This is a genomic window from Pseudomonas sp. K5002 (assembly GCF_013386655.1).
Lineage (GTDB): Bacteria > Pseudomonadota > Gammaproteobacteria > Pseudomonadales > Pseudomonadaceae > Aquipseudomonas.
The window spans coordinates 1-13594 of the sequence record NZ_JACARK010000646.1; the positions used below are offsets into that span (position 1 = coordinate 1).

The window sequence follows — 13594 nt, forward strand, 5'->3', positions numbered from 1 at the left end:
CCTGGCGAATGGTCGCCAGCGCCTCGTCGACCTTGCCCGATTCACGCCCGATCACCACCACCGTAGCGCCGGATTGCGCCAGCGCCTGGCTGATGCCCAGGCCTATGCCGGCGGTGCTGCCACTGACGATTGCGACTTTGCCACTGATATCAATTTTCATGTTCGCGTTCCTGTGGTTAGAGCGGCAGCGGTGCACGGGCCGAAATCAATCGTGCCTCGCGCAGGGCCTGCCAAAAGGCTGCGGGAATCTTCTCTGACAACGCCGCGACGTCTTCAGCAATGCGCCCCGGACGACTGGCACCCGGAATCACTGCCGCCACTGCCGGGTGGGCCAGGGAGAATTGCAGTGCAGCGGCTTTCACACTCACGCCATGGGCCGCGGCAATCGCCTTGATCTGCTCGACCTTGCTGATGATCGCCGGGCTGGCTTTCTGGTACTCAAAATGTGCGCCGCCCGCCAGGATCCCGGAGCTGTAAGGGCCACCGACCACGATCTCGACGTTCTGCGCCTGGGCTGCATCCATCAAGCGCTGCAAGGCGCGTTCATGGTCGAGCAAGGTGTAGCGACCGGCAAGCAGGAAACCGTCGGGCTGGGCTTCGGTCAGGTCCAGGGTCAACTCGCAAGGCTCGACCCGATTGACGCCCAGGCCCCAGGCCTTGATCACGCCTTCTTCACGCAGGCGGGTCAGTACTTTGAAAGCACCGGTGCGCGCCTGATTGAAGTAGTCCAGCCATTGATCACCGTAGAAGTCCTGGGCGATGTCGTGAATCCACACGATGTCGAGGCGGTCGGTTTGCAGGCGGTTGAGGCTGTCTTCGATGGAGCGCAGGGTGGCATCGGCGCTGTAGTCGTTGACCATCTTGTTCGGCCGGCCATGTTCAAACACGCCGCTTTTCTCGCCGAGGTCGCGGGCGCTTTCTTCCACTTCATCCAGGATCACCCGGCCGACCTTGGTGCTGAGCACATAGTCGTCACGGTTGTACTTGGACAGGGCCTGGCCCAGGCGGATTTCCGAGAGGCCCGAGCCGTAGAACGGGGCGGTGTCGAAGTAACGCACGCCCTGGTTCCAGGCTGCTTCAACGGTGGCTTGCGCCTCCTCTTCAGGAATCGCACGGAACATGTTGCCCAAGGGGGCGGTGCCAAAACCCAGCACGCCGGGCAGTTTGTCTTTCAAGCTCATGGGGTAAATCCTCAAGATTGTTCAAGGTCGCTGTGTTGACCGTTGAGCAGATCGTAGATTGCAGAGATCGGACCGTCCAAGACATACTGCGACCAACTTGAGTCCCTTAAGGTCTGACATGATCGACTTCCGCCAATTGCGCTACTTCGTTGTAGTCGCTGAAGAAGAACACGTGGGGCGTGCTGCCGAACGGTTGCACATCTCCCAATCGCCCCTGAGCCGGCAGATTGCCCAATTGGAAGAGCGCCTGGGCCTGACCCTGTTCGAGCGCAGCCAACAGCGCATCCGCCTGACCCGCGACGGCCAGACGTTCCTCGCCGAAACCAAGGCGCTGCTGACCCACGCCAACCGCCTGGAGTCATTGGGCCGGCGATTGGGCAAAGGCGAAGAAGGCGGACTGTGCATCGGCTACATCGAAAACGCCATGCACGCGGGGGTGCTGCCCAACGCCCTGAAGGTACTGCGTGACGCGCGGCCCAACGTGCATATCGCCCTGTACAACCTGCCCTCCGCCGAACAGCTGGAAGGCCTGCGCCAACGCAGCCTGGATATCGCTCTGGTGGGTGAACCACCGGCGGCGGATGACCCGGACCTGATGGCATTGCAAGTGCTGGACGATCCGATGCTGCTGGCGCTGCCCGAGCAGCATCCGCTGGCCAGCGTCAGCGAGTTGCTGCCTGAGCATCTGGCCGAGCAGCAATGGATTGGCGTGCAGCGCAAAGCGGGTGCAAACCCGGCGGATGACTTTGTTGCGGCGTGCATTCGGGCAGGGTTTACCCCGCAGATTCCGATGGAAGCCAGCGAGCCGTTTACCGCGTTGGGGTTGGTGGCGTCGGGGTTAGGTGTCGCGATGGTGCAAAAGGGCTTGAGCCGCAATGCACCGCCGGGCGTTGTGCTGCGAGAACTGCCGTGGCTGACCTACACCACGCCGCTGTGGGCGGCGTGGCATCGGATCAACTTGCGGCCGCTGGTGGAGACATTCAGGAAAGTCCTGACAGAGCCCCTATCACCTGTGGGAGCCGGGCTTGCCCGCGATGCAGGCACCTCGGTCTGTCAGTCAGACCCAGGCGATGCCATCCGGTGATTAATGCTCGTTCCCACGCTCTGCGTGGGAACGCATACCGTGACGCTCCGCGTCACCACTGCGCAAGACTTGAACCTTGCATCGCCAATTGGACGCAGAGCGTCCGGGGCGGCATTCCCACGCAGAGCGTGGGAACGATCATCCGTCGCTCGTCTCAGTTACTTCTGGCGACCTTGCCCTTCGCCTGCCCCTTCATATACAACGCCTCCACCAACCGCTGGCGCTCATCCCGGGGCAAGGTGCTGGCGAACTGCGCCAGGGTGTTGTCCACCAGCGCCCTGAGCGCCATGTCCGCCTCCCGGGCCTTGCCCAAATCCGTCACCAACGCCTCACGGTCGAGAGTCGGCGCCTCCAGTTGCTTGATCACGTCCAGCCGCGCCTCGCGCCCGGCAAGTACCAGCGGCTGACTGTCGGCGCGGTTCTGGCGCAACAACTGGCGCAGTTCCTTGCGCCGTTCCGGCGGCAGCTTGACCATCGCCTGGCGCAGGCCATGCTGGTTAACCACCGCCTCGGCGGGCTTGGTATTCGCCAGCCAGTGGTACAGGCCACCACCGACCCCGCCGATCAAAAACACGTTGAACAACACCGACACAACCAGCAGCGGCTTCAGGTACTTGGGTGACGGGGTCATTGCTCGCTTTCCTCGGCGTTGACGGTGAAGACGACTTCGGCGTCGCCCTGGTCGAAGACACTCGGCAATACTTCAGGGCCAAGCATGGGCAGCGGCACGCTCAACGACGCCACCAGGATTCCGGCGGCGACCCCGGCGATGCCCACGCCAACAAAACCGGCCGGCGACAGCCAGCCGGCGTAGCGCGCCCAGAAGGACTGGCGCTGGGGAAACGATTGGCGAATCTGCCGCGCCAGCGCCGGGTCGACGGGTGCCAGTTGATAGCCGTCCAGCTGGCCGTCGAGCCATCGCGCCTGATGCAGCACCTCAAGGAGGCTGGCATCGCCTGCATCCAGCAGGGCCTGGGCCTCGGCCTGTTCGGCGCGCGGCCAACGGTGCAAGTGGCCGCCGTAAGCCTCGGCCAATTGGGCAAATCGTTCAGGCGTCATGGTTTTCCCCTTCCTGGGCGGGCGGGCCCGGGTGTGTCGTCAAGGTAACTGCGCAGGTTGCGCCGGGCCCGTGACAGCAAGCTCTCCAGTGCCTCGACGCTGATGTTCATCAGCGCCGCGGCGTCGATATTCGACAGCTCTTGGTAATACTGCAACACAATCGCCTCACGCTGGCGATCAGGCAGCGACGCTAACGCCGCCGCCATGTGCTCACTGCGGGCGGCCGCTTCCAGCTGTTCATCGGGCGCAGGCGCTGTGTCGACCACCTCGCTCATCGCCTCCTCATCGTGCAGCGGGCGCTCCTTGCGCCGACGCAAATGGTCGTGGCACAGGTTGAGTGCCACGCGGTGCAGCCAGGTGTCGAAACGCGCTTCGCCACTGCGCCAGCTTGCAGCCTGGCGCCAGATACGCAGGAAGCTTTCCTGGGCCACGTCCCTGGCCTCGTCGGCATCCCCGAGGATCCGACTGGCGAGCGCGAGCAAACGCGGCAGTTTGCGCGTCACCATTTCGTTGATGGCCGCCGGTTCGTTGTTACCGATGCGGGCCAACAGCTCAACGTCCGGATCAGTGTCTTTCAATAGGGCAAGTCTCGGTCCGGTGGCTAAGGGTCAGGTTGACGGAATGCTCAGCGGATCCAGTGCCCTTCTCTCCAGTACCAGTTGGGGCCGCGCGACTCCCAGTGGCCAGGTTCCCAACGGGCGTTGCGCATCACCGGCTGCCAGTGGCCCGGTACCCAGGCATAACCGCGCCCTTCGTAGCGCCAGTGCCCGCGATCCCACACATAGCCAGGGCGTTCGACGGGAACGGCCTCGACGCGCATCGGCGGTGGCGCTTCGCGGATGATCACTTCGGTCTGGGCAAACGTCGGCGTGCTGACCAGGGCGGCCAGTGCCAGCGGGATCAACAGGGCATAACGTAATTTGGCCAGCGGTCGTGCAAGTCTCATGACAACTCCTTCATCGGCGATCGCCAGTGATCGCAGTTGTAGGGTTGAACGGCAGGTGTCCGAAAATCCGTCGCAACAAAAAGAACTTTTTATCGCGACCGCTCAGGACGGCAGGCAGGGCCAGTATTGCCCAGGGTTTGCGGGGAGTTGATGAAATTGTTGAAAGGCCGCGACGGATTTATCCATATGGCCGCGTTCAAGGGTTAACCGTTGGTAATCGACAGGCGCGTTCTGTTGGTTGGCGACGCCCATCACCTTGAGGAAATCACCATGTCTCGTCGAATTTCACTGCTGGTTGCCGCCGTCCTGCTCATGAACCTTGGCGGCTGCGTGTTCCTGCCGGGGCACCGCGAGCATTGCTGCTGGCGCGGTTACGGGGTAGTGACTACCCCGACGGCACAAGCGATCTCCTGATCCGCTAACTGACCGCTGCAAAACCCCTGCGCCCGGCCTTGATCTCGGTGCGCAGTTCGCCAATCAGGTTTGAGATGGAACGGATGCTGTCCAGACCCTGGGGCGACACACGGGGCAGCAGCAGGTCGACCCGCCCGGAGGCCGGGTCGAAGATGTTGATGCGCAGCGAACCGTCGCTGTTCAATGAGCAGTCACAGGCGAGGGGCAGGAAGCCCGACTCCATGATGTGGCGAAACTCGGCGATCGAAATCATGCGGGCACCCTTCCCTGTACGGGGCTCGGAGGACGTGATCCGTCTAGGGTAGATGAGCTTTTTCAAACTGCCCGGGAATTAATTCAAAAGTGATACTTGGTGCGCATTTCGGCTAAAACCGCTGGCCGGCTGACGCCAGAAAAACCACACAGCCCCCCTCTTATCCGATGCCACGCGAAGGGCTTGCTTCCTGGCGATGATGGCCAGATGCTCTGGTTTTTTTCCGACACCGAGAGCACTCCGCATGAGCATCGAACCTTTGATCGAACCCGACAGTGCTGTGTACAAGACGTTGCTGGAATCGACCAAGGCCATTCCCTGGCGTATCGACTGGGCAACCATGACTTTCAGCTACATCGGCCCGCAGATCGAGGCGCTGCTGGGCTGGACGCCGCAGAGCTGGGCCACCGTGGACGACTGGGTGGAACGCATGCACCCGGATGACCGCGAATACGTAGTCAACTTCTGCGTCTCGCAGTCCCGGGCCGGGGTCGATCATGAAGCCGATTACCGGGCGCTGACCGCCAGCGGTGAGTACGTGTGGATTCGCGACGTGGTGCACGTGGAGCGCAAGGACGGCGAGGTGCAGGCGCTGATCGGCTTCATGTTCGACATCAGCGAGCGCAAGAAGACCGAAGAACACCTGATTCGCCTGCAGAAGCAGCTGGAGGAGTATTCGTTCCAGGACGGCCTCACCGGCATCGCCAACCGGCGCATGTTCGACACCGTGCTGGCGCGGGAATGGACCAGCGCCCAGCGCAGCCAATTGCCGCTGTCGTTGATCCTGTTGGATATCGACTATTTCAAGCAGTACAACGACCTCTACGGGCATATCAAGGGCGACGAATGCCTGCGCCAGGTGGCACGCACGCTGTCGCAGGCGGCCAACCGGCCACGGGACTTCATTGCGCGCATCGGCGGCGAGGAATTTGTGTGGTTGTTGCCGGAAACCGATGCCGAGTCGGCACGGCGCGTGGCCGAACGCTGCCTGCACTTGATCCGCCAGCAGCAGATCGCGCATGAGCACTCGGCGGTGTCGGACCTGCTGACACTGAGCCTGGGCGTAGGCACTTGCACGGTAACGCCGGGCGGCGCGGCGCTGGCCTTTGTCGAAGCCGTCGACAAATTGCTGTACCAGGCCAAGCGCAATGGGCGGATGCGCGCAGAGTTTGCCGACGTAGAGGATTGATACAACGCTCAAATCGCGGGCAAAAAAAATCCCAAGTAGCTGATGGAAACTTGGGATTTAAAAATGCATAAACCGTGGGAGGTGAACGCCCGGCTATATTACCCAGCGGGAAAACTTGTAACAAGATAATTTTCAACCTTTCGTCGGATTAAAACAGCGCTAAGTCATTCAATAACCACACTTTTTTAATGGATCCGATTATTGGAAATGCCACTTTTTGGTGCAATAACAGCGCATCGTTAAACAAACTTCGCTATTTAATTCCGCGATAAAAATAAGGTTATTGATTAAAAGTGCGTGGGCTTCTTCAAATAGTGCTGATACAGGTGTTTGCACGGATCCACCAACACAAGTTCGTCCTGGGGCGTGGCGCGCGAAACACTGGCTGCCTGACGGCATAACGCCAGGCGCTCCGCCGCCTCTTCCCGCTGCCGGTCGACCTGGGCATTGAGCCGAACGAAATAAGTCCCCAACAACACCGCGACACATAGAACGCCGACGCCAAAATAGCGCAAGGCGTTGGATTGAGGGGGTTCCAGCTCACTCATACACTCATTGCACCTTGTGTTTCTGATAGCGAACATCGTCGCCCTCGGCCGTGTCGACCACTGCCCAGCCAAGCCGCTGGTAAAAACCGTTGGCACGGATCTGATCCCGCCCATCCGTGATCAGGAAGAGCGTGTCGTGGTGCTCGAACAGCGCGGCCTCGGCCACTGCCATCAATTGGCGGCCCAACCCAAGGTTCGCGTGAGACGGCAATACAAACAGGGCGAACACCTCGCCTTCGGCAAGATCAACCATTGCAAACGCGACAGGCCTGCCGTCCAGTTCGGCAAGCCATACGCAAGGCGCCTCGCGCATGCTGTCGGCGACGACTTGCGGGGTAATGCCCAGCTCAGCCATCTGCTCGCGGCTTAAGTGGTTCTGCACCACGGCGGTGCGAATGTCGAAAATGGCATTGATATCGCCCGGAGTTGCCAACCGTATAACCGAACCCATGTGCACCGCCTCCCGATGAGACGCTCAATTGTATGTAAATTGAAACACATCGGTTGTGGTGGATTTGTAAAACAGTCAGCTGGATTGCGCGTTAATCCTGCTCACGCCGCCTGAACTGCCCCGGCGCCAGCCCGTGGGCCTTGCGGAAACACCGGGAAAAATACGCCTCGTCGGTAAACCCGCAACGGTGCGCAATCGCGCCGATCATCTGCGGGCTGTTGAGCAGCAGCGTGCGCGCCAGTTGCATGCGCCGGTCGAGCACCAACTGGGAGAAGGGTTTGCCGGTTTCCTTGCGCAACAGGTGGGTCAGGTAGTTGGGCGACAGGAACGCCGCCGCCGCGGCATCCGTCAGGTTCAGCGACGGCTCGTGCAAATGCTCGCGGATGTAGCCTTGCACCCGGGCCAGGGCATCCTTGCGCCCACGCCGGGTGGCGTTGTTGGCGGCGAACGCCTGGAGCGGTTCGGCGTACTGTTGGCACACCAGCCCGATCAACTGGAACAGGTAACCCTTGAGCCGCTCCCGGGCGCCGAAGCTGCGGTGGGCGTCCAGGGTGCGCATGTGTTCCAGCCAGGTTTTGACTTCTTCGAAGGCCGCGTCGTCGAGAATGAAGTCCAACTGCTCCTGGAAGCGGAACGGCGACAGCTCCGGCGCCTGGCCGATGGGGATGTCTTCCAGGTCCAGCGGGTCGCAGGTCAGTTGCGGCAGGAAAAAACCCTGGCTGAAATTGATCAGCATGAAGTCGCCGTCTTCGGGATGGGGAATCACATGCAGGCGATGGGGCAGGATAAAGGCCAGGGCCTTTTTCGGGAACGGGCGCACCGCACCGCCGATGTGCTGCACGGTGTCGCCGCCCAGGTTGATCTGAATCTGGAAGTATTCGTGGCGATGGGGACTGGTCAGCGCCGCCCTGCCCCGCTTGTCGCGGATGTAGAAGTCGGAGCGGTCGCTGCGTTGTTCCATGCCATAGGTGGTGATGCGGGTGCCGGGCATACGTACTTCTCGGAGGGCCTGGGCACCACTGTAGCGTCAACCCTGGCCGAGGGTGAAGCTCAGTTCGGCCAGGCCGTCGATCCCGGCGGTCACCACATCGCCCGGTTGCAAGGCGCCGACGCCCGCCGGGGTGCCGGTGAAGATCAGGTCGCCGGCCTTCAATGCCACCGATTTGGACGCGTGGCTGATCACCTCGCTGACCGACCAGATCTGGTCTGCCAGATCGCCCACTTGGCGTTGCTCGCCATTGACCTTGAGCCAGATACGCCCGCTGACCGGATGGCCGACGGCACTCACCGGCTGCAACGGGGTGCAGGGTGCCGATTCATCGAAGGCCTTGGCCCATTCCCACGGCCGCGACAGCTTTTTCGCCTGGGCCTGGAGGTCGCGGCGGGTCAGGTCGATGCCCAAACCGTAACCCCAGATATGCGCAAACGCATCTTCCGGGGCGATGTCCACGCCGCCCTTGCCGATGGCCACCACCAACTCGACTTCATGGTGCAGGTCGGCGGTCAATGGCGGATAGGCGATCACGCCCTCGGCAGGCACCACGGCATCCGCCGGCTTCATGAAAAAGAACGGCGGCTCGCGGTCGGGGTCGTGGCCCATTTCGCGGGCATGTTCGCTGTAGTTGCGCCCGACACAGAACACCCGGCGCAGCGGGAAGCGGGCGTCGTCGCCGTGGATGGCGAGGGACGGGGTTTCGTTGGGAGTGATGACGTAGCGGGTCATGGCATGTGCCTCTTCGGTTACCTGGGGCCAGTATGCGGACGGGCTCCGGGGCGAAGTTGGACAGGCTTACGCAGATTTTGTACTGAGCGGTGCATCGGTCACTTTGCCGAGCGAACCCAACACTGCTAGCCTCATCGCGCTTTCAACCCCTGATCCCGCAGAAAGGACTCTGATGAACATCATTCGCGCCGTCGCCCTCTTCGCCGCCTCATTGTTCTCGATGAACACTTCAGCCAAGGCCCCGCTTCCGGGATTCCAGTTGCCCAAGGCAGATTCGGAATATGACGAGAAGGTGTTGGCGGATATCAAGAAGATCGGCTGGCACCATGTGCATGTGCGGGCTGAAGACGGTGAGCCTTCGTTCGCCTACTCCCTGGGGTTCTACGCCAACTTCGGCCAACCGGAAATCATCGTATTCGGGCTGCCCCCGCAGATTGCCCAGCAGTTGCTGAACATCGCCGCGATCCGCTTTGCCGGTGCAAAAGCCGCCTATGAAACCTACAAGCCCTATGACGATATTGCCGAAGGCATGCGCATCGCCTTCATTCCTGTAGACCGCAGGCACTACCGCGAGTACCTCGGTTATGCCGGCTGGTTCTACGCCTCGATCAAAGCTGATTTCCCTGCGTTGCAAATGGTCTGGCCGGACAAACAAGGGCGCTTTCCGTGGGAGCCCAACTACGACCAGTCGTTCTCAAGGCTCCAATTGCTGCTGGATAAATAAGGGTTATTTACGCGCCAGCTTGTAGCGCAAACAGTCCTGATAAAAACTCTGGCGAATCACCTCGGGCTTGACCCGCGAACGGCTGTCGTAGGTCTGTTCGGTGATGCCCATGGCCATCATGTGCATCCAGGGTTTCTTGAACTGGTAGGTCTTCAGCTTCTGCCGCGCGGCGTACAGCGAGACGCCCGACAGCTTCAATTCCTGGGCCCGGGCGGCGGTGCCAGCCCCCCAACTGCACATGTACTTGTCGTTGTCCCGCAGCTCCCGTGCCTCAACCGAAACCGCCCCACCCGCCAGGGAACAGGCGATCAGCATGATTCCAACATTGCGCATTTGCATCCCGCCTAACCACCTGAAAATAAAAGTGATTTTGGCGAGAATTTTGTTACAAAGGGGCCAGCAAATTGCCTTCTCGATGAATTTTCCGACCTGAAACCGAACCAAGTAACAGCGCTGCCACTCAGGCATTTTGCCACTATTGGTTGCCGATGGCCCATTGCCTGACGATAATCGCGGCGCTCTCCCACACTCACGCAAGGAAACGCCGTGAAAAAGCTTCTACTGTTGACCCCATTGCTCGCGCTGCTGTTGCAAGGCTGCGGCGTCACCATGACGCAATACGAGCCGAACTTCGATAACGTCCAGGTCCTCAAGCAGGCAGCGCCGCTGCAACCCGTCAGCAATGCCCAGGTGACGGCCGCGTCGGGCGAAGGCTCGTTGTCTGTACGTGCCAACCCGATCCGCTCGCCCAGTGGCAGCATCCCGGCGCATATCCAGGCTGCAATCACCCAGGAACTGCAACTGGCAGGCCTGCTGAACCCGCAAGCAGAACGTCATCTGCAAGTGCTGGTGGTGAAGAATTCGCTGTCGGCAGGCATGGGCTCCGGCAACGGCACCCTGGCCGCGCGGTTTACCCTGCTCAAGGGCAATGACGTGGTGTACGACGCGACCAAGGAAGTGAATCACACCTGGCCCAGTTCGTTCTTCGGGTTCATTGCGATCCCGAATGCCGCCAACGCCTACAACCCGATGGTGCGGGATTTGCTCAAGTCGCTGTACAGCGACCCGTTGTTCATCAAGGCGCTTAAGTAAGGCCTGGGCTGCGAGGATCGGCCACCCGGCCCTCGCAGCTGTTTCAAACGTTCAGTTACGTGTCACGCTCGTGGCACGTCGGCATCCAGTGCCGAATACTTCAGGTTATTGCCGTCGACCATTTGCTTGAGCAGGGCATTGACCTGGCGGGTGAAGGTATCGGTCACCGCGTCTTTCGGCGTGTTGGCCATCAACGGGATGAACCAGATGCCCATCCAGGTATTGATCGAGTCGTGGTTGGTGCCGGTGCTCAGTGCCTGGCCTTGTGCGTCCACCGATTCCAGCTTCATGGTGTACTGATCAGTCCCCAGCGCCGGAATGATGGTGAAGGTAAAGCCACTGATAAAGGCCAGTACCAGTTGGCCGCCACCCGGTGGATGGTTGTAGACCTTCAGGCGCAGGCTGTAATCGCCTGGCTGCTTCTGGAATTCATCCAGGGTCACGCGACCAAACAGGCCGGAGTCAGTCAGGACTTTCTGCAGCTGTGGCTTGAGCATCTCACGCGCTTGTGGGACTTCGGCCGCGGCGGCATTTGTCGGCTCGCCCTGGTAGAACTTGAAGTCTACGTAGACGTTCGGTTTGTTGGCGTAGCTGGCCTTCGATGGCAGCGTGACGGGTGCCACTTCGTCTTTCGTGAAGCTGGCGCAGCCGCCCATCGACAACGTGATCAGGGCCAACCCCAGCATTTTTCCAATGTGCATTACGACTTCCTTAGTGAATGGAGCGTCTCCATGGCCGGAGTTGCTGGGGGCGGATGATAAAGAGTGGGTGGGAATGTTAAAAGGCCATCTCCTAGAAATACCCGCTCGCAGGCAGCACTAGTTGGCGGAGACCAGTTTCAGGCCGATCACGCCGGCCAGGATCAGCACGATGCACAAAACCCGCAATGGCGCGGTGGAATCGCCCAGCAATGCCATGCCGAGGATCGCGGTGCCCGCTGCGCCGATTCCAGTCCAGACCGCGTAGGCGCTGCCCACCGGCAGGGTGCGCAGTGCCATCGACAGCAGGATCACGCTGGAAACGCCGGTCACGACGGTGAGCAATCCGGGGGTGAATCGGGTGAAACCGTCCGAGGCCTTCATCGCGAACGCGAAGGCGATTTCAAGGATGCCGGCCAAGCCGAGCAGTAGCCATGCCATGGGATGAGCCCTCAGGAAATACAGTGGGTGTGTGGCGAGCAGCCCCGCCACACCGAATCAGCGTTGGCTATGCCTTGGCAGCTGCCGCTGGCGTGGTACGGAAGGTGATGCCCAGTCGGTTGAAGGCATTCATCAAGGCGATGCCGTAGGTCAGGTCAGCCAGTTCCTTGTCGCTGAACTCGGCGGCCGCTGCCGCATAGTCGGCGTCCGAAACATCACTGGCGGTCACGGCTTCGGCAAAGGCCAGCGCCACGCGCTCACGCTGGGTGAAGACTGCGCCAGCGTCGTGCCACACTGGCACCAGCACCAGCTTGTCCACGGCCAGGCCTTGCTTGAGCAGGTCCCGCGAGTGCATGTCGATGCAAAAGGCGCAGCCGTTGACTTGCGAAACCCGCAGGTAGACCAGGTCGATCAGCTCCTTGGACAGGCCGCTGTTTTGCAGGTAGACGTAAACCCCGCCGAACGCCTTGTAACCTTCAGGGGAAGCTTTGGAGTAGTCGAGACGCGTTGTCATGGTGAAGTCCTGTAGCGGTTGGATGAAGCCGCCATCTTGCGGCGCCATGGCCTACCCCAAAAGAGCCATGATCTGGCTTGAACACCAGACCATGAATGCCCGGATATGGCCTACTCTGAATCTTGATTCTTGGCTCTTTGGCCTGGGTCATGGGGTTCGTAGACTGAGGGCCATCCATCCAGGAAGCAACGCACCATGAATATCCTCCATGTCAGTGCCAGCCCTCGCGGGCAAGCGTCGGAGAGCAACGCCCTCTCCCTCAAGATCATTGAATGCCTGCGCCAGCGGCATCCAGACGCCGAGGTGATCCAGCGCGGCATTGCCGCAAATGCCCTGGCACCGGTGGACGAGCCTTATGCAACGTCCCAGCAGTCCCTCGTGGACGTCTCGTCCGAGGGGTCGATGGCCCAGTCCGAGCGGCTTGTTCAGGAACTGGAGCTGGCCGACATTGTGGTGATCGCCACCCCCATGCATAACTACTCGGTGCCCGCGGCCCTCAAGCTATGGCTCGATCACATCGCACGGGTGCGCCGCACCTTCGATATCTCGGCCCAGGGCAAGATCGGCCTGTTGCAGGACCGGCCAGTGTTCGTCGCCATCGCCTCAGGCGGGCGGTTTTCCGGGGAGCGCGCGCACCAGCCGGACTTCCTGACGCCGTACCTGAAAACCATACTGGGCATGATCGGCCTGCATGACGTGACCTTCTTCACCGTCGAAGGCACCGCTTCCCGCCCGGAAACTCTGGCCCAGACGCGCCGCCAGACCGACCAGGCGCTGCACGATTATTTCGCCACCTGAACAGGACCCGCCGCCGGATGAGCACTTCGATCAAGGCCTTTTCACCGCTGGACGCCGGCGCCGCGGAGCCGATTTACCGGCAACTTTACTGGCGGTTCCGCAGCGCGATTGCCGACGGTTTGCTCAAGCCGGGCGAACGCATACCCGCAGCCCGGGCCCTGGCCAAGGAGCTGGGGTTGGCCAGGGGCACCATCGATACGGCTTATTCGCTGCTGGCAGCCGAGGGCTATATCCAGGCCCGAGGCCAGGCCGGCACGGTGGTGGCTGAAGGGATCAAGGCCAGCCTGCCGGAGCGCCCCATGACGGCCAGCGACCACAATGCCGTTCGGCACAAGGCCGCCGTGTTGCCGTTTCAAATGGGGCTGCCGGCGCTGGATGCGTTCCCTCGCAAGATCTGGTCGAAAATCGCCGCCCGCTGCGAGCGGGCCAACCAGGTCGCCGACATGGACAACCCGTCCGTGTTCGGCCTGCACTCGCTG

At 61.2% G+C, this 13594-nt stretch carries 22 protein-coding genes; 7 read left to right on the forward strand and 15 right to left on the reverse strand.

Features of this window, described 5'->3' with window-relative positions; all coding sequences use genetic code 11:
- Positions 1 to 160, reverse strand: a 160-nt coding sequence (locus HX846_RS25370) for an SDR family NAD(P)-dependent oxidoreductase (protein ID WP_178966324.1), incomplete at its 3' end; no start/stop codon positions are given.
- Positions 161 to 176: 16 nt separating this feature from the next.
- Positions 177 to 1181 (reverse strand): aldo/keto reductase, encoded by a 1005-nt coding sequence (locus HX846_RS25375; protein ID WP_008435967.1) that lies wholly within the window; start codon positions 1179 to 1181, stop codon positions 177 to 179.
- A gap of 118 nt (positions 1182 to 1299) precedes the next feature.
- On the opposite strand from HX846_RS25375, the gene HX846_RS25380 reads away from it, so the two are divergent.
- On the forward strand, positions 1300 to 2265 hold the full coding sequence (locus tag HX846_RS25380) for a LysR substrate-binding domain-containing protein (RefSeq protein WP_178966325.1): 966 nt from the start codon (positions 1300 to 1302) through the stop codon (positions 2263 to 2265).
- 154 nt (positions 2266 to 2419) lie between these two features.
- On the opposite strand, the gene HX846_RS25385 is transcribed toward HX846_RS25380, so the two are convergent.
- From HX846_RS25385 to HX846_RS25400, 4 genes are read right to left on the reverse strand one after another with little or no spacing between them, the layout of a single operon-like run.
- Positions 2420 to 2896: a periplasmic heavy metal sensor gene (locus HX846_RS25385; RefSeq protein ID WP_008435977.1), complete on the reverse strand. Its 477-nt coding sequence runs from the start codon at positions 2894 to 2896 to the stop codon at positions 2420 to 2422.
- Complete coding sequence (locus HX846_RS25390; protein WP_003219715.1) at positions 2893 to 3324, reverse strand: hypothetical protein; 432 nt, start codon at positions 3322 to 3324, stop codon at positions 2893 to 2895. Before HX846_RS25390 ends, HX846_RS25385 begins: the two co-directional genes overlap by 4 nt.
- Positions 3321 to 3902, reverse strand: a complete 582-nt coding sequence (locus tag HX846_RS25395) for an RNA polymerase sigma factor (protein ID WP_087694119.1) — start codon at positions 3900 to 3902, stop codon at positions 3321 to 3323. Before HX846_RS25395 ends, HX846_RS25390 begins: the two co-directional genes overlap by 4 nt.
- A 47-nt stretch (positions 3903 to 3949) precedes the next feature.
- Positions 3950 to 4270 carry a YXWGXW repeat-containing protein gene (locus HX846_RS25400; RefSeq protein WP_003219711.1) on the reverse strand — a complete coding sequence of 107 codons (321 nt, stop codon included), beginning with the start codon at positions 4268 to 4270 and terminating at the stop codon, positions 3950 to 3952.
- Positions 4271 to 4540: 270 nt separating this feature from the next.
- On the opposite strand from HX846_RS25400, the gene HX846_RS25405 reads away from it, so the two are divergent.
- A complete protein-coding gene (locus HX846_RS25405) occupies positions 4541 to 4684 on the forward strand; it encodes a hypothetical protein (RefSeq protein ID WP_166742173.1) in 144 nt (47 codons plus the stop codon).
- A 4-nt stretch (positions 4685 to 4688) separates the two neighbouring features.
- On the opposite strand, the gene HX846_RS25410 is transcribed toward HX846_RS25405, so the two are convergent.
- The gene (locus HX846_RS25410) at positions 4689 to 4937 is read right to left on the reverse strand and encodes a DUF1652 domain-containing protein (RefSeq protein WP_008435982.1); all 249 of its coding nucleotides are present in this window, start codon (positions 4935 to 4937) and stop codon (positions 4689 to 4691) included.
- A gap of 244 nt (positions 4938 to 5181) precedes the next feature.
- Between HX846_RS25410 and HX846_RS25415 the strand changes: the two genes are divergently transcribed.
- Positions 5182 to 6126, forward strand: a complete 945-nt coding sequence (locus tag HX846_RS25415; RefSeq protein WP_177019752.1) for a diguanylate cyclase — start codon at positions 5182 to 5184, stop codon at positions 6124 to 6126.
- Between the two features lie 287 nt (positions 6127 to 6413).
- On the opposite strand, the gene HX846_RS25420 is transcribed toward HX846_RS25415, so the two are convergent.
- The 4 genes from HX846_RS25420 to HX846_RS25435 all read right to left on the reverse strand — a co-directional run bounded on the left by HX846_RS25420 (position 6414) and on the right by HX846_RS25435 (position 8848).
- Positions 6414 to 6674: a hypothetical protein gene (locus HX846_RS25420; RefSeq protein ID WP_003219703.1), complete on the reverse strand. Its 261-nt coding sequence runs from the start codon at positions 6672 to 6674 to the stop codon at positions 6414 to 6416.
- Between the two features lie 4 nt (positions 6675 to 6678).
- Positions 6679 to 7125 (reverse strand): GNAT family N-acetyltransferase, encoded by a 447-nt coding sequence (locus HX846_RS25425; RefSeq protein WP_178966326.1) that lies wholly within the window; start codon positions 7123 to 7125, stop codon positions 6679 to 6681.
- 91 nt (positions 7126 to 7216) lie between these two features.
- Positions 7217 to 8116 (reverse strand): AraC family transcriptional regulator, encoded by a 900-nt coding sequence (locus HX846_RS25430; RefSeq protein WP_178966327.1) that lies wholly within the window; start codon positions 8114 to 8116, stop codon positions 7217 to 7219.
- A gap of 36 nt (positions 8117 to 8152) precedes the next feature.
- Positions 8153 to 8848, reverse strand: coding sequence for a fumarylacetoacetate hydrolase family protein (locus tag HX846_RS25435; RefSeq protein WP_177055127.1), 696 nt, complete (start codon positions 8846 to 8848; stop codon positions 8153 to 8155).
- 172 nt (positions 8849 to 9020) lie between these two features.
- On the opposite strand from HX846_RS25435, the gene HX846_RS25440 reads away from it, so the two are divergent.
- On the forward strand, positions 9021 to 9572 hold the full coding sequence (locus HX846_RS25440) for a DUF4262 domain-containing protein (protein ID WP_003219697.1): 552 nt from the start codon (positions 9021 to 9023) through the stop codon (positions 9570 to 9572).
- Between the two features lie 3 nt (positions 9573 to 9575).
- Here HX846_RS25440 and HX846_RS25445 read toward each other — a convergent pair whose 3' ends face one another.
- Positions 9576 to 9905: a hypothetical protein gene (locus HX846_RS25445; RefSeq protein WP_023658946.1), complete on the reverse strand. Its 330-nt coding sequence runs from the start codon at positions 9903 to 9905 to the stop codon at positions 9576 to 9578.
- Between the two features lie 213 nt (positions 9906 to 10118).
- On the opposite strand from HX846_RS25445, the gene HX846_RS25450 reads away from it, so the two are divergent.
- Complete coding sequence (locus tag HX846_RS25450; protein ID WP_003219695.1) at positions 10119 to 10664, forward strand: hypothetical protein; 546 nt, start codon at positions 10119 to 10121, stop codon at positions 10662 to 10664.
- Positions 10665 to 10726: 62 nt separating this feature from the next.
- Here the strand turns inward: HX846_RS25450 and HX846_RS25455 are convergent, their stop codons facing one another.
- The 3 genes from HX846_RS25455 to HX846_RS25465 all read right to left on the reverse strand — a co-directional run bounded on the left by HX846_RS25455 (position 10727) and on the right by HX846_RS25465 (position 12317).
- Positions 10727 to 11365 carry a hypothetical protein gene (locus HX846_RS25455; protein WP_087693028.1) on the reverse strand — a complete coding sequence of 213 codons (639 nt, stop codon included), beginning with the start codon at positions 11363 to 11365 and terminating at the stop codon, positions 10727 to 10729.
- Positions 11366 to 11482: 117 nt separating this feature from the next.
- On the reverse strand, positions 11483 to 11803 hold the full coding sequence (locus HX846_RS25460; protein WP_087693029.1) for a multidrug efflux SMR transporter: 321 nt from the start codon (positions 11801 to 11803) through the stop codon (positions 11483 to 11485).
- A 67-nt stretch (positions 11804 to 11870) separates the two neighbouring features.
- On the reverse strand, positions 11871 to 12317 hold the full coding sequence (locus tag HX846_RS25465) for a carboxymuconolactone decarboxylase family protein (RefSeq protein ID WP_029615984.1): 447 nt from the start codon (positions 12315 to 12317) through the stop codon (positions 11871 to 11873).
- Positions 12318 to 12512: 195 nt separating this feature from the next.
- On the opposite strand from HX846_RS25465, the gene HX846_RS25470 reads away from it, so the two are divergent.
- Together HX846_RS25470 and HX846_RS25475 are read left to right on the forward strand one after the other, a co-directional pair.
- Positions 12513 to 13115: an FMN-dependent NADH-azoreductase gene (locus HX846_RS25470; RefSeq protein ID WP_087693030.1), complete on the forward strand. Its 603-nt coding sequence runs from the start codon at positions 12513 to 12515 to the stop codon at positions 13113 to 13115.
- Positions 13116 to 13132: 17 nt separating this feature from the next.
- A partial coding sequence (locus HX846_RS25475) for a GntR family transcriptional regulator (RefSeq protein WP_178966328.1) occupies positions 13133 to 13594 on the forward strand: 462 nt, incomplete at its 3' end.